The organism is Pinisolibacter sp. DMC19 (assembly GCF_056313985.1).
The window spans coordinates 674,391-691,839 of record NZ_JBQUZF010000001.1 but is presented as its reverse complement, the minus strand read 5'-3'; the positions used below and the strand labels follow the sequence as shown (position 1 = coordinate 691,839).

The 17,449-nt window shown below is 68.9% G+C and carries 16 protein-coding genes; 12 read left to right on the top strand and 4 right to left on the bottom strand.

Annotation, left to right across the window (positions count from 1 at the left end; genetic code table 11):
* Nucleotides 1-2: 2 nt before the first annotated feature.
* Nucleotides 3-788 (bottom strand): flagellar basal-body rod protein FlgG, encoded by a 786-nt coding sequence (gene flgG, locus ACT53U_RS03095; RefSeq protein WP_476138818.1) that lies wholly within the window; start codon nt 786-788, stop codon nt 3-5.
* Nucleotides 789-802: 14 nt separating this feature from the next.
* Nucleotides 803-1,537: a flagellar basal-body rod protein FlgF gene (flgF, locus tag ACT53U_RS03090; protein ID WP_476152634.1), complete on the bottom strand. Its 735-nt coding sequence runs from the start codon at nt 1,535-1,537 to the stop codon at nt 803-805.
* A gap of 276 nt (nt 1,538-1,813) precedes the next feature.
* Here flgF and ACT53U_RS03085 point away from each other — a divergent pair, with 276 nt between their 5' ends.
* From ACT53U_RS03085 to ACT53U_RS03065, 5 genes are all read left to right on the top strand, one after another.
* Nucleotides 1,814-2,326 (top strand): flagellar basal body-associated FliL family protein, encoded by a 513-nt coding sequence (locus tag ACT53U_RS03085; protein ID WP_476152633.1) that lies wholly within the window; start codon nt 1,814-1,816, stop codon nt 2,324-2,326.
* A gap of 9 nt (nt 2,327-2,335) precedes the next feature.
* Nucleotides 2,336-3,565, top strand: coding sequence for a flagellar motor switch protein FliM (gene fliM, locus ACT53U_RS03080; RefSeq protein ID WP_476152632.1), 1,230 nt, complete (start codon nt 2,336-2,338; stop codon nt 3,563-3,565).
* Nucleotides 3,562-4,068 carry a DUF6468 domain-containing protein gene (locus tag ACT53U_RS03075; RefSeq protein WP_476152631.1) on the top strand — a complete coding sequence of 169 codons (507 nt, stop codon included), beginning with the start codon at nt 3,562-3,564 and terminating at the stop codon, nt 4,066-4,068. The genes fliM and ACT53U_RS03075 overlap by 4 nt, the downstream gene beginning before the upstream one ends.
* The gene (locus ACT53U_RS03070; protein WP_476152630.1) at nt 4,065-4,832 is read left to right on the top strand and encodes a MotE family protein; all 768 of its coding nucleotides are present in this window, start codon (nt 4,065-4,067) and stop codon (nt 4,830-4,832) included. The genes ACT53U_RS03075 and ACT53U_RS03070 overlap by 4 nt, the downstream gene beginning before the upstream one ends.
* A 101-nt stretch (nt 4,833-4,933) precedes the next feature.
* Nucleotides 4,934-8,761: a tetratricopeptide repeat protein gene (locus tag ACT53U_RS03065; protein WP_476152629.1), complete on the top strand. Its 3,828-nt coding sequence runs from the start codon at nt 4,934-4,936 to the stop codon at nt 8,759-8,761.
* A 31-nt stretch (nt 8,762-8,792) separates the two neighbouring features.
* On the opposite strand, the gene fliP is transcribed toward ACT53U_RS03065, so the two are convergent.
* Nucleotides 8,793-9,572, bottom strand: coding sequence for a flagellar type III secretion system pore protein FliP (gene fliP, locus ACT53U_RS03060; protein ID WP_476152628.1), 780 nt, complete (start codon nt 9,570-9,572; stop codon nt 8,793-8,795).
* Entirely contained in the window at nt 9,569-11,083 is a 1,515-nt protein-coding gene (locus ACT53U_RS03055) for a hypothetical protein (RefSeq protein WP_476152626.1), read from the bottom strand. The genes fliP and ACT53U_RS03055 overlap by 4 nt, the downstream gene beginning before the upstream one ends.
* Nucleotides 11,084-11,403: 320 nt before the next feature.
* On the opposite strand from ACT53U_RS03055, the gene flgB reads away from it, so the two are divergent.
* From flgB to cckA, 7 genes are all read left to right on the top strand, one after another.
* Entirely contained in the window at nt 11,404-11,820 is a 417-nt protein-coding gene (gene flgB / locus ACT53U_RS03050) for a flagellar basal body rod protein FlgB (RefSeq protein WP_476152625.1), read from the top strand.
* Nucleotides 11,821-11,838: 18 nt separating this feature from the next.
* Nucleotides 11,839-12,255, top strand: a complete 417-nt coding sequence (flgC, locus tag ACT53U_RS03045) for a flagellar basal body rod protein FlgC (RefSeq protein ID WP_476152623.1) — start codon at nt 11,839-11,841, stop codon at nt 12,253-12,255.
* A gap of 23 nt (nt 12,256-12,278) precedes the next feature.
* Nucleotides 12,279-12,587, top strand: a complete 309-nt coding sequence (fliE, locus tag ACT53U_RS03040) for a flagellar hook-basal body complex protein FliE (protein ID WP_476152622.1) — start codon at nt 12,279-12,281, stop codon at nt 12,585-12,587.
* A gap of 33 nt (nt 12,588-12,620) precedes the next feature.
* Nucleotides 12,621-12,887, top strand: a complete 267-nt coding sequence (gene fliQ, locus ACT53U_RS03035) for a flagellar biosynthesis protein FliQ (RefSeq protein WP_476152620.1) — start codon at nt 12,621-12,623, stop codon at nt 12,885-12,887.
* Nucleotides 12,888-12,892: 5 nt separating this feature from the next.
* Nucleotides 12,893-13,657 (top strand): flagellar biosynthetic protein FliR, encoded by a 765-nt coding sequence (gene fliR / locus ACT53U_RS03030; RefSeq protein WP_476153052.1) that lies wholly within the window; start codon nt 12,893-12,895, stop codon nt 13,655-13,657.
* A 3-nt stretch (nt 13,658-13,660) separates the two neighbouring features.
* Nucleotides 13,661-14,731 carry a flagellar biosynthesis protein FlhB gene (gene flhB / locus ACT53U_RS03025; protein ID WP_476152619.1) on the top strand — a complete coding sequence of 357 codons (1,071 nt, stop codon included), beginning with the start codon at nt 13,661-13,663 and terminating at the stop codon, nt 14,729-14,731.
* 106 nt (nt 14,732-14,837) lie between these two features.
* Nucleotides 14,838-17,414 (top strand): cell cycle histidine kinase CckA, encoded by a 2,577-nt coding sequence (gene cckA, locus ACT53U_RS03020; protein WP_476152617.1) that lies wholly within the window; start codon nt 14,838-14,840, stop codon nt 17,412-17,414.
* Nucleotides 17,415-17,449: the final 35 nt, after the last annotated feature.

Sequence of the window (17,449 nt, the reverse complement as noted above, 5' to 3'; positions counted from 1 at the left end):
CCTCACTTCGGCGACACGGTGGCCGACATCATCTCGTCGGCGGCGCGGATCACGCGGGAGTTCATCTCGTAGGCGCGCTGGGCGGCGATCAGGTCGGAGATCTCGGTCACCGAGTTGACGTTGCCCTGCTCGAGCTGGTTCTGCAGCAGCGTGCCGAAGCCTTCGTCGCCGGGGTTGCCGGTCTGCGGCGCGCCCGACGAGGCGGTCTCGAGGTAGAGGTTGTTGCCCATCGGCTCGAGGCCGGACTTGTTGATGAAACGGGCGAGCTGGAACTGGCCGATGGTGGTCGGCGAGGTCGCGTTGCCGACCGTCACCTGCACCGAGCCCTGGGCGTTGACGGTCAGGCCGGTCGAGTTGGACGGGACGGTGATCTGCGGCTCGATCGGATAGCCGTCGGCCGTGGTGATGCGGCCCTGGCTGTCGATCTCGAAGGAACCGTCGCGCGAGTAGCTGGTGCGGCCGTCGGGCAGCAGGACGCGGAAGAAGCCCTCGCCCTTGATGGCGACGTCGGTCTCCTTCTCGGTCGAGGACAGCGTGCCCTGCGACATGACGCGCGGCGTGGCGGCGACGCGGACGCCGGAGCCGATCTGCACGCCGGTCGGCAGGATGTTGCCGTTCTCCGACGTCGCGGTGCCGACCCGGCGCATGTCCTGGTAGAGCAGGTCCTGGAAGTCCGCACGCTGGCGCTTGAAGCCGGTGGTGCGCATGTTGGCGATGTTGTTCGAGATGAGCTCGACGTTCAGTTCCTGGGCCGCCATTCCGGAGGCGGCGATGTGCATGGCCTTCATGACTCGTTCTCCCCTCAGGCGACCTGGGCCAGCTTCTCGATGGCATTGCGACGCTGATCGTCGACCTTGCTCATCCAGGAGCTGACGGACTCGTAGGAGCGACCGACCTCGATCAGACGGGCGATCTGCTCCACGGCGCGAACGTTGGACTTCTCGATCTGGCCCTGGACCAGACGGGGGAACTGAGTGGGCTGGGGGTCGGTCCCGGTGAAGAGGGTCTCGCCGACCTTCTTCAGGGAGCCGGTATCGGCGAAGTCGACGACGCGCAGCTTGCCCCGCACGCCCTGGGACGTGGAGATCGTGCCGTCGGCGGCGACGGTGACGCGGGTCTCGCTGGCCTGGAGCACCAGCGGGCCGCCCTCGGTCAGGACCGGGTTGCCGTCACGGGTGACGAGCGTGCCGTCGGGCGACAGCGCGAAAGAGCCGTTGCGGGTGTAGCGCTCGCCCTGCGGCGTCTGGATGGCGAAGAAGCCCTTGCCCTCGATCGCCACGTCGAGATCGTTGCCGGTCTGGAGCATCTGACCGGGGCGGAGGTCGTAGCGATTGGCGTCGTCGAGGACGAAGCTGACCGGACGGTCCGAGCGCTTGAATTCGAGCTCGGCGGCCGGCGGCATCTTCTGTTCCTTGAACATCAGAGCCTGGGCCTTGAAGCCGTTCGTCTCCACGTTGGCGACGTTGTTGGCGATCATGTCGAGCTCGCGTCGCAGGACGAGTTGTCGCGACAGGCCGACGAGTTGCGCATTTTCCATTTCCACTGCTCCCCAGCGATCGCCCCTGCTCCCCAGCCGGTGCGATCGAGAGAAGTTTCGCAAACCCCGTGCCATATGGTTAACCATTGAAAAATCAATGGGTTGCCGAAAGTCGCCGATGGCGGACGATGGGCAGGAACTGCCGGGTGGCCGGAATGGACCGGCAGGGTTTACCGGCGTTTACCTCCGTTACCGAAAGGTTGAGATTCACCAGTCGTTAACCATTCCCTCTTTAGATCTTGAGGACATGGACTCGCATTCGATCAGGGGAGATCGATGGCCAAGAAGCCCGCCGAGAAGACCGAAGCCGAACCCGGTGCCGAAGGCGCCGAGGGTGAGGTTGCGGGCGGCAAGAAGAAGCTCTTCGTCATGATCGGCGCGGGTGTGGCCCTGCTCGCCGTTCTCGGTGGCGCGGCCTTCTTCTTCCTCGGCTCGAAGCCGAAGCCGGCGGACGCCGGGCACGACGCCCACGCGCCGGCGAAGACCGTGATGTATGTCGATCTGCCCGACATGACCGTGAACCTCTCGGCGGTCGACGGGCGGGCGACCTATCTGAAGGTGAAGGTGGCGCTCGAAGTTTCCGACAAGGCGACGGTGGACAAGATCACCCCCGTCCTGCCGCGCGTGCTCGACGCCTTCCAGATCTATCTGCGCGAGTTGCGCGTCACCGACCTCGACGGGTCGGCGGGGCTCTACCGCGTCAAGGAAGAGCTGCAGCGGCGGATCAACACCGCGATCGCGCCGGCGCACGTCGATGCGGTGTTGTTCAAGGAAATCCTGGTTCAGTGAGGCGTTGGTATGGCCGGTGAAGCCGAAGACCTCGAAGATCTGGATGCGGCCTGGGGCGCGGCGCTCTCGGAGCAGAAGGGCACGGACGGCGGCGAAGACGACGATCTCGCCGCGGACTGGGGCGCGGCGTTGGCCGAGCAGGGTGTCGAGGGCTCCGACGAGCTCGCCGCCCAGATGGCCGGCTTCGACGACGCCGACTTCGATCTCGACACCGCCACCCGCGGCGGCGACCGCATCCTGAACCAGGAGGAAATCGACAACCTCCTCGGTTTCGACGTCGACGAGCAGTTCACCAACGATCAGTCCGGCATCCGCGCGCTGATCAACTCGGCCATGGTCTCCTACGAGCGTCTGCCGATGCTCGAGATCGTGTTCGACCGCCTGGTGCGCCTGACCACGACGTCGCTTCGCAACTTCACCTCCGACAACGTCGAGGTCTCGCTCGACAGCATCACCTCGGTGCGCTTCGGCGACTATCTGAACTCGATCCCGCTGCCGGCGATCCTCGGCGTCTTCAAGGCCGAGGAATGGGACAACTTCGGGCTGGTGACGGTCGATTCGAGCCTGATCTACTCGATCATCGACGTGCTGCTCGGCGGCGGGCGCGGCACCACGCCGATCCGCGTCGAGGGCCGCCCCTACACGACGATCGAGACCAACCTCGTGCGCCGCATGATCGAGGTGGTGCTGACCGACGCCGAACAGGCCTTCGCGCCGCTGTCGCGGGTCCGCTTCAACCTCGAGCGTCTCGAGAACAATCCGCGCTTCGCGGCGGTGTCGCGGCCGGCCAATGCCGCGATCCTCGCAGAGTTCCGGATCGACATGGAAGATCGCGGCGGCAAGATCGAAATCCTCATACCCTACGCGACGCTGGAGCCGATTCGTGACCTTCTGCTCCAGATGTTCGTGGGCGAGAAGTTCGGTCGCGACCCGATCTGGGAAGGGCATCTGGCGACCGAGATCCATGCCGCCGAGATCGCCGTCGACGCGGTTCTGTTCGAGCGCGAGATGTCGCTCGGCCAGGTGCTCGATCTGCAGATCGGGCAGACGCTGGTCTTCGACGTCGGTCCGCGCGATCCCGTCACGCTCAAGTGCGGACCGGTGTCCCTCACCGAGGGGCGCATGGGACGTTCGGGCGAGAATATTTCGATCATGGTCGACCGCAATCTGCGGCGGCCGAAGATGACGCTCGCGGCCTTCGAGAAGGCGGCGACGAAGAAGGAGATGCAGGCGCCATGACGACCCACTGGATCGATCTCGCCGTCGAAGGGCTGGTGGCCGTTCTCCTGATCACCACGATCGCCTACTGCATGGTGCTCGATCGTCGGCTGAAGCGGCTTCGTGCCGACGAGGCCAATCTCAGGGCCACCATCTCCGAACTGCTCACCGCCACCGAGATCGCCGAACGTGCCATCGTCGGCCTCAAGGAGACGGCGGCGGACTGCGACAAGTCGCTGGCGCAGCGCCTGCGCGAGGCCGAGTTCTTCTCCCAGGAGATCGGTCGCGAGCTGGGCGAGGGCGAGAAGCTGCTGAACCGCATCATCCGCATCACCGAGGCCGCCCGCGGCGCCGCCGAGGCGGTGCCGGTCGCGGCCGTCGAGCCCGCCCGTCCGGCCATGCCGCCGCGCAACCATCCCTCGGCGACGCCCGAGCAGACGACCCGTCTCGGCGATCTGCGCGCCCGCGCCGACGAAGCCTCCGAACGGCTGGGCCGTCTGAGGGCGAGAGGGGTCGCCGCATGATCCGTGTCCGACTGCTTCCGCTCGTCGTCTGCGCCGCTCTCGTGCTGCTCGGCCTCAAGGTCGTGCAGTTCGGGCTGGGCGATCGCGACGTGCACGAAGTGGTCGCGCGGGAAGTGGTCCGGGTCGATCCCGCGACCGGACGGGAAGTCGACATGATCGCCACCGGCTCGTCGGGTGGCGGCGAGGAGAAGAAGGCGGAAGAGGGCCACGGCGCCCCCGCCACCGCGGACGGCCACGGCGTCACGCCGTCGAAGGTCGACACCAAGGTCTCGGGCGACAAGCCGAGCGAGGCCAAGCCGGTTCCCGGCCAGGAGCTCCTCTCCGAGATCGAGATCCTGCAGAAGCTCGCCGAGCGTCGCAAGCTGCTCGAGGAGCGCGAGCGGCAGTTGCAGATGCGCGAGGATCTGCTGCAGGCCTCCGAAGGCCGCATCGCCAAGCGCATCGACGAGCTCAAGGGTCTCGAGGATCAGATCGGCACCGCCGAGAAGACCAAGGAAGATTCCAAGAAGCAGGAACTGGCCGACCTCGTGAAGATGTACGAGGCGATGAAGGCCAAGGACGCGGCGCGCGTCTTCGACAAGCTCGACATCACGCTGCTCGGCGAGATCGCCCGGCAGATGAACCCGAAGAAGCTCGGCGACGTGGTCGCCAAGATGGCGCCGGATCAGGCCGAGAAGCTGACCGTCGAGCTCGCCAACCGCCGCCCGAAGGAACAGGTGCGGCCGACCCAGTCCGAGCTTCCCAAGATCCAGGGCCGCAGCTGAGCGATCGGCGACGCGAAGCGCGGGCGGAACGGCGACTTAACTCGGCGTTCACCGCGTTCTCTTAGGGTCGGAGGTCGAAGTCTCCCACCGGATCGTCGGCCGTGCACCTCATCGCTCCCCCAGAACGTCGCAGCGACGCCGCCGTCGGCACCGGGCGGAGCGTTCGGCCGCGCGCGCGCCTGCTGCTCGGCGTGGCGCTGGCGTTCCTGATGGCGACCGGCACGATCGCGCCTGCCTTCGCCGAGGTGGTCAAGGCCGAGGCCGAGGTGCGTCAGGAGAAGGGCTTCGGCCGTCTCGTGCTGACCTTCAAGGATCGCACGCTGATCCCGCAGTATTCGACCAAGCAGGGCAACGGCGTCGTCGTCCTCGAGTTCGAGGACGAGATCGACGTCGGCGTCGACCAGGTGGCGACGCGGCTCGCGCCCTACGTCTCGGTGGTGCGGCGCGATCCGGAAGGCAAGGCGCTGCGCATCGCGCTCGCCCGGCAGGTGCGCGTCAACACGATGGAGGCGGGCGAGAAACTCTTCGTCGACTTCCTGCCGTCGAAGTGGACCGGCAATCCGCCGTCGCTGCCGCAGGACGTGATCGAGGCGCTGGCCAAGCGTGCCGAGGCCGCGATCAAGGCGGCGCGCGACGCCGAGATGGCGCGGGTGGGCACGCGCGTCCAGCCCAAGCTCGACTTCAAGATCGGCCGTCTGCCGACCTTCACCCGCTTCTCCTTCGGCTGGAACGTGCCCTTCGACACGCGGATGACGCGCGAGGGCGAACGCGTCACGCTGACCTTCAATCGCGTCGCCAAGATCGACTTCTCGCAGATCGACGTCGATCCGGTGCCGGGTCTCGTCGACGTCTTCGCCGATCCGAACGACGAGACGATGAAGGTCGTCTTCACCGTCGCCCCCGATGCCGACGTGCGTGCCTTCCGCGAGAAGGACGCCTACGTGCTCGATCTGGTGAGGCCGTCCGCGCCCGCCAATGCCGGCGAGGCGGCGATCCGGCCGCTCCTGTCGTCGCCGGCGGAAGGGCGCGACCGCGTCTCCGCACCCGGCCGCTCCGACGCGGTCGTCGGTGCGCCCGCCCCGGCGCCGGTCGCCGCGCCGCCCGCGGCCCCGGCTGCGGCGATGCCCGTCGTTCCGGCTCCCGTCGTTCCGGCGCCCGTCGCCGCCGCACCGGCTCCTGCCCCCGCGCAGCAGGCCGCGGCTCCGGCGCCCGTGCCGGTCCAGCAACAGGTCGCGCCGGTGCAGGTGCGCGAGACGCCGCTCGAGGCGGCGCAGGACGCCCCGGCCGCGCCACCGGCTCAGCCTGCGGAGAAGCCCGCCACGCCCACCCCGGTCGCCGTCGACGTGCCGTCGGGCGAGAGCCCGCCTTCCGCGACGCGGCAGCGTTCGGTCACCGACATCGGCACCGTCAAGGTCGAGGCCAAGCGCATCGGCGACGTCGTCCGCATGGGCTTCCCCTTCGCCGAGAAGGTGCCTGCGGCGGCCTTCATGCGCGGGCAGACGCTGTGGGTGGTGTTCGATTCGCAGCGCGACATCGACATCTCCACCATCGCGCCGAACCTCGGTCCGCTGGCACGCGGCGTCCAGGCGATCCGGGCGCGCAACTGGACGGCGCTGAAGATCGATCTCGCCGAGCCGCTGCTCACCACGCTGTCGCCGGACGGTACCGGCTGGGTGCTGTCGATCGGCGAGATGGTGCTCGAGCCCACCAAGCCGCTGACGCTGCGCCGCTTCATCCGCGGCGACGGCAATCGCAGCCTCAAGGTCGACCTGCCGGAGGGCGGGGCGGTGCGCGAACTCGTCGACCCCGAGGTCGGCGACCGCATCGTCGTCGTGACCGCCCTGGCGCCGTCGCGCGGGCTGGTCAAGCCGCAGAGCTTCGTCGATCTCGACACGCTCGCCTCGGCGCACGGCGTCGCGCTGGTGCCGCACGGCGACGACGTCGTCGTGACCTACGAGAACGGCGAGGTGAAGATCGGGCGCGAGCGCGGCCTGTCGCTGTCGAACGGCGGCGCCGAGGAGCGGGGCGCGATCGACGCGCCCGTGCCGCGGACGCAGCCGGTGCTGCACCGCATCCGCATCGATCCGGCGACCTTCCGCCCGAACGGCGCCGGCGATCTGCTCGAGCGCTCGCGAGCCCTGCTCGACGCGGTGATCGAAGGGTCCGACCAGCCGCATCGTCAGGCGCGCGTCGACCTCGCCGAATTCTACATCGGCCACCGTCTCGCACCGGAGGCGCTGTCGCAGTTGCGCCTGCTGTCCGAGGAAGAACCGGCGGTGACCCGCGATCCCGGCTTCATCGTGCTGTGGGGTGCGAGCCAGGCGCTGGCCGGGCGTGCCGCCAAGGCGCGCGAGTCGCTGATCCGCTCGGAGGTGGCCGAGAGCCCCGACGCGGCGCTGTGGCGTACGATCGTCGCCAACGACCTCTCCAAGTGGGACGAATCGCGCGAGAACGCCCTCAAGGCGACCCCGGTGATCGGTGCCTATCCGCGGCCGATCCAGTCGCTGTTCAACATCTCGGCGGCCGAGAGTGCGATCGAGCTCAACGACGTCGGTCTCGCCCAGACCCGTCTCGCCGAGATCGAGCCGGAGTTCCTCGACAACGATCTGGTCGGCCGGTTCGAGATCGCCCAGGCGCGGCTCGCCGATCGGGCCGGGCGCCCCGAGGACGCGATGGCGCGCTTCGAGCGGGCGAACGCGACCGGCGACCGCCACGTCCAGGCGATGGCCGAGTATCATCTCGTCCGCAGCCTCGTGCGCGACGGTAAGCTCGACAAGGAACAGGCGATCGAGCGGATGCGCTCGCTCTCCTTCGGCTGGCGCGGCGACGAGACCGAACTGCGCACCCTGCGCTTCCTCGCCGGGCTGCTGGCCGACACGGGGCGTTATCGCGAGGCCTTCCAGGCGATGCGCTCGGCGTTGCAGGTGTCGCCGGACTCGCCCACCACGCGGCTCCTCCAGGACGAGATGGGGCGGCGCTTCCTCGCCATCTATCTCGACGACGCCGACAAGGCGATGAAGCCGCTCGACGCGCTGACGCTCTACTACGACTTCCGCGAACTGGTGCCGATCGATCGGCGCGGCGACGAGGTGGTGCGCAAGCTCGCCGACCGGCTGGTCGGTGTCGACCTGCTGCCGCAGGCGGCGGAGCTCCTCGGCTATCAGGTCGACAATCGCCTGAAGGGCGCGGCGCGTGCGCAGATCGCCGCCGATCTGGCGGTCGTCCATCTGCTCGACCGCAAGCCGGAAAAGGCGATCGCCGTCCTCAACAAGACGCGCCAGAGCACGCTGCCGCTGTCGCTCGAACGCCAGCGCCGGCTGGTGGAGGCGCGCGCCATGTCGGAATCCGGCCGTGCCGAGACGGCGCTCGAGCTGCTCGCCACCATGACCGGCTCGGACGTCATGCGCCTGCGTGCCGACGTGCTGTGGAAGGCCAAGCGCTGGCGCGAGGCGGGCGAGCGGCTCGAGGCGACGCTCGGCAACCGCTGGCAGGATGCGCTGCCGCTCGACGATCAGGAGCGCCAGGACGTGCTGCGGGTGGCGATCGCCTTCGCGCTCGCCAACGACCAGCTGTCGCTCGACCGGCTGCGCGGAAAGTTCCGCACCAAGATGGCAGCGAGCCCGCAGGCGCGGACCTTCGACGTCGTCACCCAGCCGATCCAGAGCCAGGGCGGCGAGTTCCGCGAGGTGGCGCGCGAGATCGCCTCGATCGACACGATGCGCCAGTTCCTGCAGGAATATCGCGCCCAGTATCTCGACCCCAAGGGGCGCACCGTGGTGCCGGAGGCGCCGAAGGTCGACGACAAGGCCAAGCCCGGGCCGCAGTCCAAGGCCGCGACGCCGGCGCCCGCCAAGGTGGCGCAGGCCGAGACCGCGGCGCCGGAGAAGGCGGCGGGCGACAAGCCGGACGCCAAGGCCGCCGGTCACTGACGACGAGAGCGTCGCGCCGTCGCGCGGCGCCTCACGTCCCGAAGGAACGGACGAGCGAGCCCGCGACGAGGCTCCAGCCGTCGACCAGCACGAAGAAGATCAGCTTGAACGGCAACGAGATCGTCGCCGGCGGCAGCATCATCATGCCCATCGACATCAGGATCGAGGCGACGACGAGGTCGATCACCAGGAAGGGCAGATAGATCAGGAAGCCGATCTCGAAGGCGCGGCGCAGCTCGGAGATCATGAAGGCCGGGATCAGCACGCGGAAGCTCAGGTCCTGCGGCGTCGCCGGCGTGGGTTCCTTGGCGAGGTCGAGGAACAGCGCGACGTCCTTCTCGCGGACATGGTTGCGCATGAACTCGTGGAAGGGCGGGCCGCCGCGCTCGATCGCCTGTTCGAGCTCGATCGAGCCGTCGGAGAGCGGCTTGATCGCGTCCTCGTAGGCGCGGTTGAAGGTCGGGGCCATGACGAAGGCGGTGAGGAACACCGCCAGCGAGATCATCACCGCGTTGGGCGGCGCGGTCTGCAGGCCGATCGCCGAGCGCAGCAGCGACAGCACCACGACGATGCGGGTGAAGCTCGTCACCATGATGGCGATCGACGGGGCGATCGACAGCAGAGTGATCAGCGCGAAGAGCTGCAGCGCGCGTTCGGAGACGCCGGTGGCGCCGCCGAAGTTGACCGAGATGTCCTGCGCCGTCGCCGGCGCGGATCCCATGACGACCGCCGCCGCGATCACGGCGATCCAGCCGGCGGCGAGGCGCAGGCGGGAACGACGGAGGGACGGCGCGCGGTCGGGCGTGGTCATCGCCGGGTCTGGCCCGAGAGTTCGGAGAGAAGCCGGGCCATCTCTTCCTCGAGCTCGTCGACGGTGGCGTGATGCTCGCCCGTCCGATGCGACGGTCCGGGCGGCGCCACCTCGGGGATCGGCGCGAAGGGCTCGTCGGCGACGACGGGTTCGACGAGGACCGGTTCCGCGAAGCTCGGCTCGGCGTGGACCACCTCGGGAGCGGACGGTTCCGGCAGCACCGGCTCTGGCCGCACGGGCTCGACGACGGGCGCCGGGGCGGGAGCGATCGCGATCTCGGGGATCGTCTCCGGTTCCGGCTCGGGTTCACGCACCGCCACGACCGGCGGCGGAGGAGGCGGAGGGGGGACCACCAGGGGAGCGGGCTCCGGCTCCACGGGGTGCGGCGGCTCGAAGGCCAATGTCGGCTCGACGCGCGGCACGGGGGCGACCGACTTGCGGCCGAGCTCCGGCTCGAGCATCGGGGCGAAGTCGAAATCGAAGTCGAAGTCCGACTTCGCGGCCTCGACCGGCTGCGCGACGGGCGCCTCGACGATCACCGGCTCGACCGGCGGCAGGGGCGCCTCGACGGCAGCGACTTCGGCCGGCGGCGGCTCGACCACGGGGGCGGGAGCCGGCGGTGCCGGCACGGGGTCGACGCGAACGGCTTCGGCATGGGTCCGCTCCGGACGCGGCTCGAACCAGACCGACGCGGCGCGCGGCTCGACCCGCACCGGTTCGAGGACCGGCGGCGTCGGCGGCGGCACCGGGCGGGGTGCCGGCGGCGGCAGCGGATCGGCGATGTCGGCGAAGAGGTCGAGATCGTCGAGCGCACGCGGCGCCGGCGTCTCGACGCGCGGCGGTTCGAAGCGAGGGGCGGGCGTCGGTTCGACGCGGGCGGGCGGTTCGGCCACGACCCGGTCGCCGGCGACGGCGGGAGTGACGGGCGCGATGCCGGGCGCCGGGGCGTCGAGATCGATCGGCGGCGGCGCGACGGGCGCCACGTCGGCGGCGCGGCCGAGGGGCGCGTCGAAGGCCTCGTCGAGGGTGCGGCGTTCGGGTACGGCCGGTTCGCTGCGTGCGACGCGCGAGCGCAGCAGTGCACCGGCCGAGGCGACCGCGGCGGCGACGCCGGCGGCACCGGCGACGACGCGCGTCTTTACGACGGTTTCGTCTGCTGCGGGCGGCGGGGCGACGGCCGGGGTGGGCTCGGCGTCCTCGACCACGTCGGCACCCTGCGGACGCGGCACGATCTGCGGGCCGACGGCGGGGCGTCCGGCGAGCACCGGCGGTGCCTTGAGGATGCGGCTCTCGACCAGCACGTCGTTGGGGCCGCCGACGAGGACGAGATGCTCGACCTCGTCGCGACGCACCAGCAGCAGCCGGCGGTGGTGATCGACCACGGCGGAATCGACCACGCCGAGGCGCGAGGAGCGCCCGCGATGCATCGGACCGTCGAACAGACGGCGGAAGAGCCAGGTGATCGCCAGGATCAACAGGACGACGATGAGCAGCGAAATGAGCACCTGCATGCCGCGTCCTCCGTCCGATCCGAACAGGGCGTTCAACCACTCCCGGAAGGCGCTCATCGGGTCTTCTCCTCTTCGGTGGAACGCGCGGCCGTGCGCCCCCGAATCTCTCACATCGCCGTCATGTTAAACGATCTCGGCAGAAACTGCCGTCACGCGGCCCCGCCTTTACCGGAACTTCATGAAAATGGCGAGATCGCGACGGTCGGCGCCGGACCCGGTGCCGAGACGGGACGGTGGATTAACCCTTCGTTAACCATGGAGTGGGAACAATCTGCCCGGTGACGTCGATCTCGGGATCGGCGCGCCGAGAGGGCTGGCCCATGGGCATCGGTGATCTGAGCACGATGAACGCACTGCGGACGCGGATGCAATGGCATCAGGCGCGCCAGCGGGTGCTCGCGGAGAATGTCGCCAATGCCGACACGCCGCGCTTCAAGGCGAAGGATCTCGCTCAGCCGAAGATGCCGGCCGCGGGCCGCGCCTCCGCCTCGAGCGGCGTCGTGGCGCCGTTCGTCACCATGGCGATGACCGAGCCCGGCCACATCGCCCCGCGCGGCGGCACCGGCGCCTTCAAGGCCGGCGACAAGCAGAATTTCGAGGTCACGCCGTCGGGCAACGCGGTGGATCTCGAGGAGCAGATGACCAAGTCGGCGGAAAACCAGCTCGACTATCAGACCGCGGCCTCGCTCTACCAACAGTCGCTGTCGCTGCTGCGCATCGCGCTCGGGCGCAAGTAACCACGAGGGAGGAGAGCCATGAGCTCCGAATTCAACCAGTCCCTCAGGATCGCCTCGTCCGGCCTCAAGGTGCAGAACGGCCGCATGCGGGTGATCGCCGAGAACATCGCCAATGCCGACTCCACCGCGCGGACGCCGGGGCAGGATCCCTATCGCCGCAAGGTGCCGACCTTCGTCTCCAAGTTCGACAAGGAACTGGGGGCCGCCACCGTCCAGATGGGGCGGGTGCAGAAGGACCAGTCGGACTTCAAGCGCCGCTACGAGCCCGGCCATCCGGCCGCCGACGCCGAGGGATACGTCAAGTATCCCAATGTCGACGCCCTGGTGGAGACCGTCGACATGCGCGAGGCGCAGCGCTCCTACGAGGCCAATCTCAACATCGTCACGGCGACGCGCCGGATGATTTCCCGCACCATCGACATCCTCAAGGCCTGAGCCGCAGACGCAGGAGACGCCTCATGACCCCCGCCGCTCTCGCCGCAAACGCCTATCGTTCGGCTCAGGCCCTCGCGAATCGCGACGAACCGAGGCAAGTTGCTTCGATCGGCGGTTCGAACTTCTCCGACGTGCTGGCCAAGGCGGTCGGCGAAGTGTCGCAGGCGGGCCGGGCGATGGACGACAAGTCGATGGCCTATGCCTCCGGCAAGGCCGACGTGGTCGACGTGGTCACCGCGGTGGCCGAGACCCAGGCGACGTTCGAGACCGTGGTGGCCCTGCGCGACAAGGTCATCTCGGCCTACGAAGAGATCATGAAGATGCCGATCTGAGGCCCCGCCCGATCGGCGAGGGGAGTGGCCGGGATGACCGGAGCGGACATCTTCGACATCGCGCGCGACGGCATCGTCACGCTGGTGCTCACCGCCGCGCCGGTCATGCTGGTCGGACTGACCGTCGGCGTGATCGTCGGCCTGCTGCAGGCGATGACGCAGATCCAGGAAGCCACCCTCGTCTACGTGCCGAAGATCCTGGCGATCTTCGCCACCATGCTCCTGACCTTCCCCTTCATGGGGTCGCAGCTCACGGGCTACTTCACACGGATGATGGAACGGATCGCGAGCAGCGGGTGACGCGCATGGTCGTCCGACTGCTGCCCGAAGCGGCCCTTCTCTACATGCTCGCCTTCGCCCGTCTCGGGGCGATGGTGATGCTCGTGCCCGGTTTCGGCGAATCGACCGTTCCCGCGCGGATCCGGCTCTCCTTCGCGCTGTTCCTGACGCTGGCGCTGCAGCCGCTGATCGCCAAGACCTATCCGGCGGGGCTGTCGAAGAACTTCGTCGGGGCGATGACGATACTCGGCGGCGAGTTGGCGATCGGGCTCTTCATCGGCATGACGACGCGGCTGCTGCTCGCCGGCGTGCAGGTGGCGGGCGCCAACATCGCCACCCAGCTCGGCCTCGGCTTCGCCATGACGGTCGACCCGACGCAGGGACAGCAGGGCGTGATCGTCGGCAACTTCCTGTCGATGACGACGGTGACGCTGATCTTCGTGATGGATCTCCATCACGTGGCGATCGCCGGCATGTCGTCGTCCTTCTCGATGTTCCCGCCGGGTCAGTGGATCCCGAGCGGCGACTTCGCGGCGGCGGCGGTGAAACTGGTGGCCGAATCGTTCATGGTGGGCGTGCAGATCTCGGCGCCGTTCCTCGCCTTCGGCCTGGTCTTCAACCTCGGGCTCGGCATGCTGCAGAAGATGATGCCGCAGTTTCAGATCTACTTCGCCGCCATGCCGCTCTCGATCGGCCTGGGACTGCTCCTCTTCGGCTTCGTCCTCGCCTCGATCCTCGGCTGGTACATGGATCACGTGCGCGACGGGCTCATGCGCCTCGTGGTGGGGTGAGCCATGGCCGAAGAAGACGACGACGAATCCAAAACAGAAGAACCGTCACAGAAGAAGATCGAGGACTCGATCAAGCGCGGCGAGGTGGCCAAGAGCCAGGAGCTCGCCACCTTCTTCGTGCTCGCGTCGGCGACCGTCTTCGTCGCCTTCATGTCGCAGGGGGTGGCGCGCGACCTCGCCCGATCGCTCGCCGCCTTCATCGACCATGCCGACACGATGGCGACCGACACGCGCGCCATGGAGGGTGTGGCGCTGCATCTGATCGTGCTGGTCGGCAGCGTGCTGGCCCTGCCGGCGCTGCTCTTCTTCGTCGCGGGCGTCGGCGGCAATGCCATTCAGCACCGGCTGCTGTGGACCTACGAGCCGCTGATCCCGAAACTGTCGAAGGTCTCGCCGCTCGGGGGGATGAAGCGCATCTTCTCGATCGACGCGGTGATGCAGGGCATCAAGGGGGTCGCCAAGATCTTCGTCGTCGGTGCCGCCATCTGGATCGCGTTGTCGCCCGAGATCGTCCACCTGCAGGGTCTCGTGGCGGTCGATCCGCTCGGCCTGCTCGAGATCACCCGGCGCGCCGCGGTGCGGCTGATGGGCGCAGTGCTGATCGTCATGGCCTTCATCGGCGGCCTCGACTACCTCTTCCAGCGTCATCGCTGGATGAAGAAGCTGCGCATGACGCGCGAGGAACTCAAGGAAGAGTTCAAGCAGACGGAAGGCAGCCCCGAGATCAAGGGCAAGATCCGCCAGATCCGCATGGCGCGCGCCCGCAAGCGCATGATGGCGGCGGTGCCGACGGCGACCGTGGTCGTCACCAACCCGACCCACTTCGCCGTCGCGCTCAAATACGACGCCGGCATGCGGGCGCCGACCGTGGTGGCCAAGGGCACCGACGACGTGGCGCTGAAGATCCGCGAGATCGCCAATCTCAACGACGTGCCGATCGTCGAGAACCCGCCGCTCGCCCGCGCGCTCCACGCCAGCGTCGACATCGACCGCGAAGTGCCCGAGGAACACTACCGCGCCGTCGCCGAGGTCATCGGCTTCGTGATGCGGCTCAAGGAAAAGCGTCGACGGTGATTTCTCTTGTCCGGCCGGCCGGTTCGGGCAACGCTGACGCGCGAGTGGCGTGGGATTCGGGCTGCCCCCCGGGGGGAGGCGCGCGCCGGTTCGGGGTTCGGACGCGATGGAACGGGACGACGTGGAACAGGACGATGTCGGCCAGGGTCGGCTGCCCACGATCGACCGTGCGGCGCGATCGGGCAGCATCGGCCTCCTGGTGGCGCTGGCGCTGTCCTTCGTGGTGGCGGCCGGCGTTCTCGCCGTGGTCAAACCGGAAGAGGCGGCGCCCTTCGTCCAGATCATTCTCGGCCTGCTCGCCGTGGTCGGCGTCTTCGCGCTGTTCGCCGGCGCCATCGGTCTGGTGCGCTTCGGCGCCCGCCGGCAGGGGCCGACGCTGGCCGACGTCTTCCTCGACAGTTTCGTCGAGGGCGTGCTCGTCACCGACGATCAGGGCCGCATCATCTATTCGAACCCGGCCTATGCCCGGCTGACCAAGGCGACGACCGCCAACGACCTCAGGACCGTCGAGCGCGTCTTCGCCGCCAACCCGGACGTCGGCGAAGAGATGTTCCGCATCGGCGAGGCGGTCAGGTCCCGCAAGCCCGCCGAGGCCGAACTGCGCACCCGTACGCCGATCGTCTCGGGCGAAGAGGGCGCGCGGTGGTATCGCATCCGCGTCGAGCCGCTGCCGCGCGTCGAGGAGCGCGACGACGGCGATCGGCTGACCGCCTGGCGCATCCTCGACGTCACCCGCGAGCGGGAACGTCAGGAATCGAGCTTCCAGGAGCTGCAACAGGTCGTGACCTTCCTCGACCATGCGCCGGCCGGCTTCTTCTCGGCCGACGCGACCGGCCGCATCACCTATCTCAACGCCACGCTCGCCGACTGGCTCGGCTGGGACCTCGCCAAGTTCGAGGCCGGGTCGATCCGCCTCAAGGACATCGTCCAGGGCCAGGGCATGGCGCTGATCCAGGACGCGGCGGCGGACGGGCGCACGACGGTGCTCGACCTCGACTTCGTCAAGCGCAACGGCCAGTCGCTGCCGGTCCGCCTGCTGCACAAGGTGCCGCAGGGTGCGCCGGGGCGGCCGGGCGACAGCCGGACGCTGGTGATCAACCGCTCGTCCGGCGAGGACGCCGCAGACGCGCTGCGCGCCGTCGAGGTGCGCTTCCAGCGCTTCTTCAACAACACGCCGATCGCCATCGCCGCGCTCGGCCGGGACGGCTCGATCGGCCGCACCAACGCTTCCTTCCTCGAGCTCTTCGGCGGGCTCGCCCGCGCCGACGCGACCGGGGCCCGCGGCACGCTGATCGAGACGGTCGCCGTCTCCGACCGGCCGAAGCTCGCCGCGGCGCTCGCCGCCGCGCTCTCGGGCCAGGGAGACATCGACCCGGTCGACGCCCAGTTGGTCGACGACAGTCCGAAGAAGCGCTCGGCGCGGTTCTTCGTCTCGGGCGTCGAGGAGGGCACCGGCGAGGGCGAGGCGGCGATCGTCTACGCGCTCGAGACCACCGAGCAGCAGGAGCTCGAACAGCGCTTCGCCCAGTCGCAGAAGATGCAGGCGATCGGCCAGCTCGCCGGCGGCATCGCGCACGACTTCAACAACGTGCTGACGGCGATCATCGGCTTCTCCGACCTGCTGCTCGCCTCGCACCGGCCGACCGATCCGTCCTTCCAGGACATCATGAACATCAAGCAGAACGCCAACCGCGCCGCCGCCCTGGTGCGGCAGCTCTTGGCGTTCTCGCGGCGCCAGACGCTGCGCCCGGAGGTGATCCAGTTCGGCGACACGCTGGCCGACCTGCAGATGCTGCTCGGGCGCCTGCTCGGCGAGAAGGTGTCGCTCGAGGTGATGCACGGCCGCGACCTGTGGCCGGTCAAGGCCGACACCAGCCAGCTCGAGCAGGTGATCGTCAATCTGGCGGTCAACGCCCGCGACGCCATGCCGAACGGCGGCAAGGTGCGCATCGCCACCCGCAACGTCGGGCCGGACGAGAAATACGCCTACAAGACGCCGGGCATGCCGGCGGGCGAATACGTCCTGCTCGAGGTGACCGACACCGGCACCGGCATCGCGCCGGACGTGCTCGAGCACATCTTCGAGCCGTTCTTCACGACGAAGCCGGTCGGCCAGGGCACCGGCCTCGGCCTCTCGACCGTCTACGGCATCGTCAAGCAGACCGGCGGCTTCGTCTACTGCTCGTCGGAGCTGGGTGAGGGCACGACCTTCCACCTCCTGCTGCCGCGCCACGTCGAGACGGCGGAGGAGGCGGCCCGCGCCGCGGAGAACGCCAAGCCCGACCAGCCGCAGTCGGCCGGCACCGATCTGACGGGTTCGGCGACGATCCTCCTCGTCGAGGACGAGGAGGCGGTGCGCGCCTTCGCCTCCCGCGCGCTCGCCTCGCGCGGCTACACCGTCCACGAGGCCGGCACCGGCACCGAGGCGCTCCAGGTGATGGAGGAGACCGGCGGCGCGGTCGATCTCGTCGTCTCCGACGTGGTGATGCCGGAGATGGACGGGCCGTCGCTGCTGCGCGAACTGCGCAAACAGCGGCCGGACCTGAAGATCATCTTCGTCTCGGGCTACGCCGAAGACGCCTTCGCCAAGAACCTGCCGGAAGGCGAGCAGTTCCACTTCCTCCCCAAGCCCTTCACGCTGAAGGCACTGGCCACCGCCGTGAAGGACGCGCTCGGGCGGTGAGGGGGGCAGGGGCGTAGCGACGCCCCGCCGTCCCG

Coding starts and splice junctions, on each gene's coding strand:
- flgG (WP_476138818.1), bottom strand. CDS start 788: ATGAAGGCCATGCACATCGCCGCCTCCGGAATGGCGGCCCAGGAACTG.
- flgF (WP_476152634.1), bottom strand. CDS start 1,537: ATGGAAAATGCGCAACTCGTCGGCCTGTCGCGACAACTCGTCCTGCGA.
- ACT53U_RS03085 (WP_476152633.1), top strand. CDS start 1,814: ATGGCCAAGAAGCCCGCCGAGAAGACCGAAGCCGAACCCGGTGCCGAA.
- fliM (WP_476152632.1), top strand. CDS start 2,336: ATGGCCGGTGAAGCCGAAGACCTCGAAGATCTGGATGCGGCCTGGGGC.
- ACT53U_RS03075 (WP_476152631.1), top strand. CDS start 3,562: ATGACGACCCACTGGATCGATCTCGCCGTCGAAGGGCTGGTGGCCGTT.
- ACT53U_RS03070 (WP_476152630.1), top strand. CDS start 4,065: ATGATCCGTGTCCGACTGCTTCCGCTCGTCGTCTGCGCCGCTCTCGTG.
- fliP (WP_476152628.1), bottom strand. CDS start 9,572: ATGACCACGCCCGACCGCGCGCCGTCCCTCCGTCGTTCCCGCCTGCGC.
- ACT53U_RS03055 (WP_476152626.1), bottom strand. CDS start 11,083: ATGCAGGTGCTCATTTCGCTGCTCATCGTCGTCCTGTTGATCCTGGCG.
- flgB (WP_476152625.1), top strand. CDS start 11,404: ATGGGCATCGGTGATCTGAGCACGATGAACGCACTGCGGACGCGGATG.
- flgC (WP_476152623.1), top strand. CDS start 11,839: ATGAGCTCCGAATTCAACCAGTCCCTCAGGATCGCCTCGTCCGGCCTC.
- fliE (WP_476152622.1), top strand. CDS start 12,279: ATGACCCCCGCCGCTCTCGCCGCAAACGCCTATCGTTCGGCTCAGGCC.
- fliQ (WP_476152620.1), top strand. CDS start 12,621: ATGACCGGAGCGGACATCTTCGACATCGCGCGCGACGGCATCGTCACG.
- fliR (WP_476153052.1), top strand. CDS start 12,893: ATGGTCGTCCGACTGCTGCCCGAAGCGGCCCTTCTCTACATGCTCGCC.
- flhB (WP_476152619.1), top strand. CDS start 13,661: ATGGCCGAAGAAGACGACGACGAATCCAAAACAGAAGAACCGTCACAG.
- cckA (WP_476152617.1), top strand. CDS start 14,838: ATGGAACGGGACGACGTGGAACAGGACGATGTCGGCCAGGGTCGGCTG.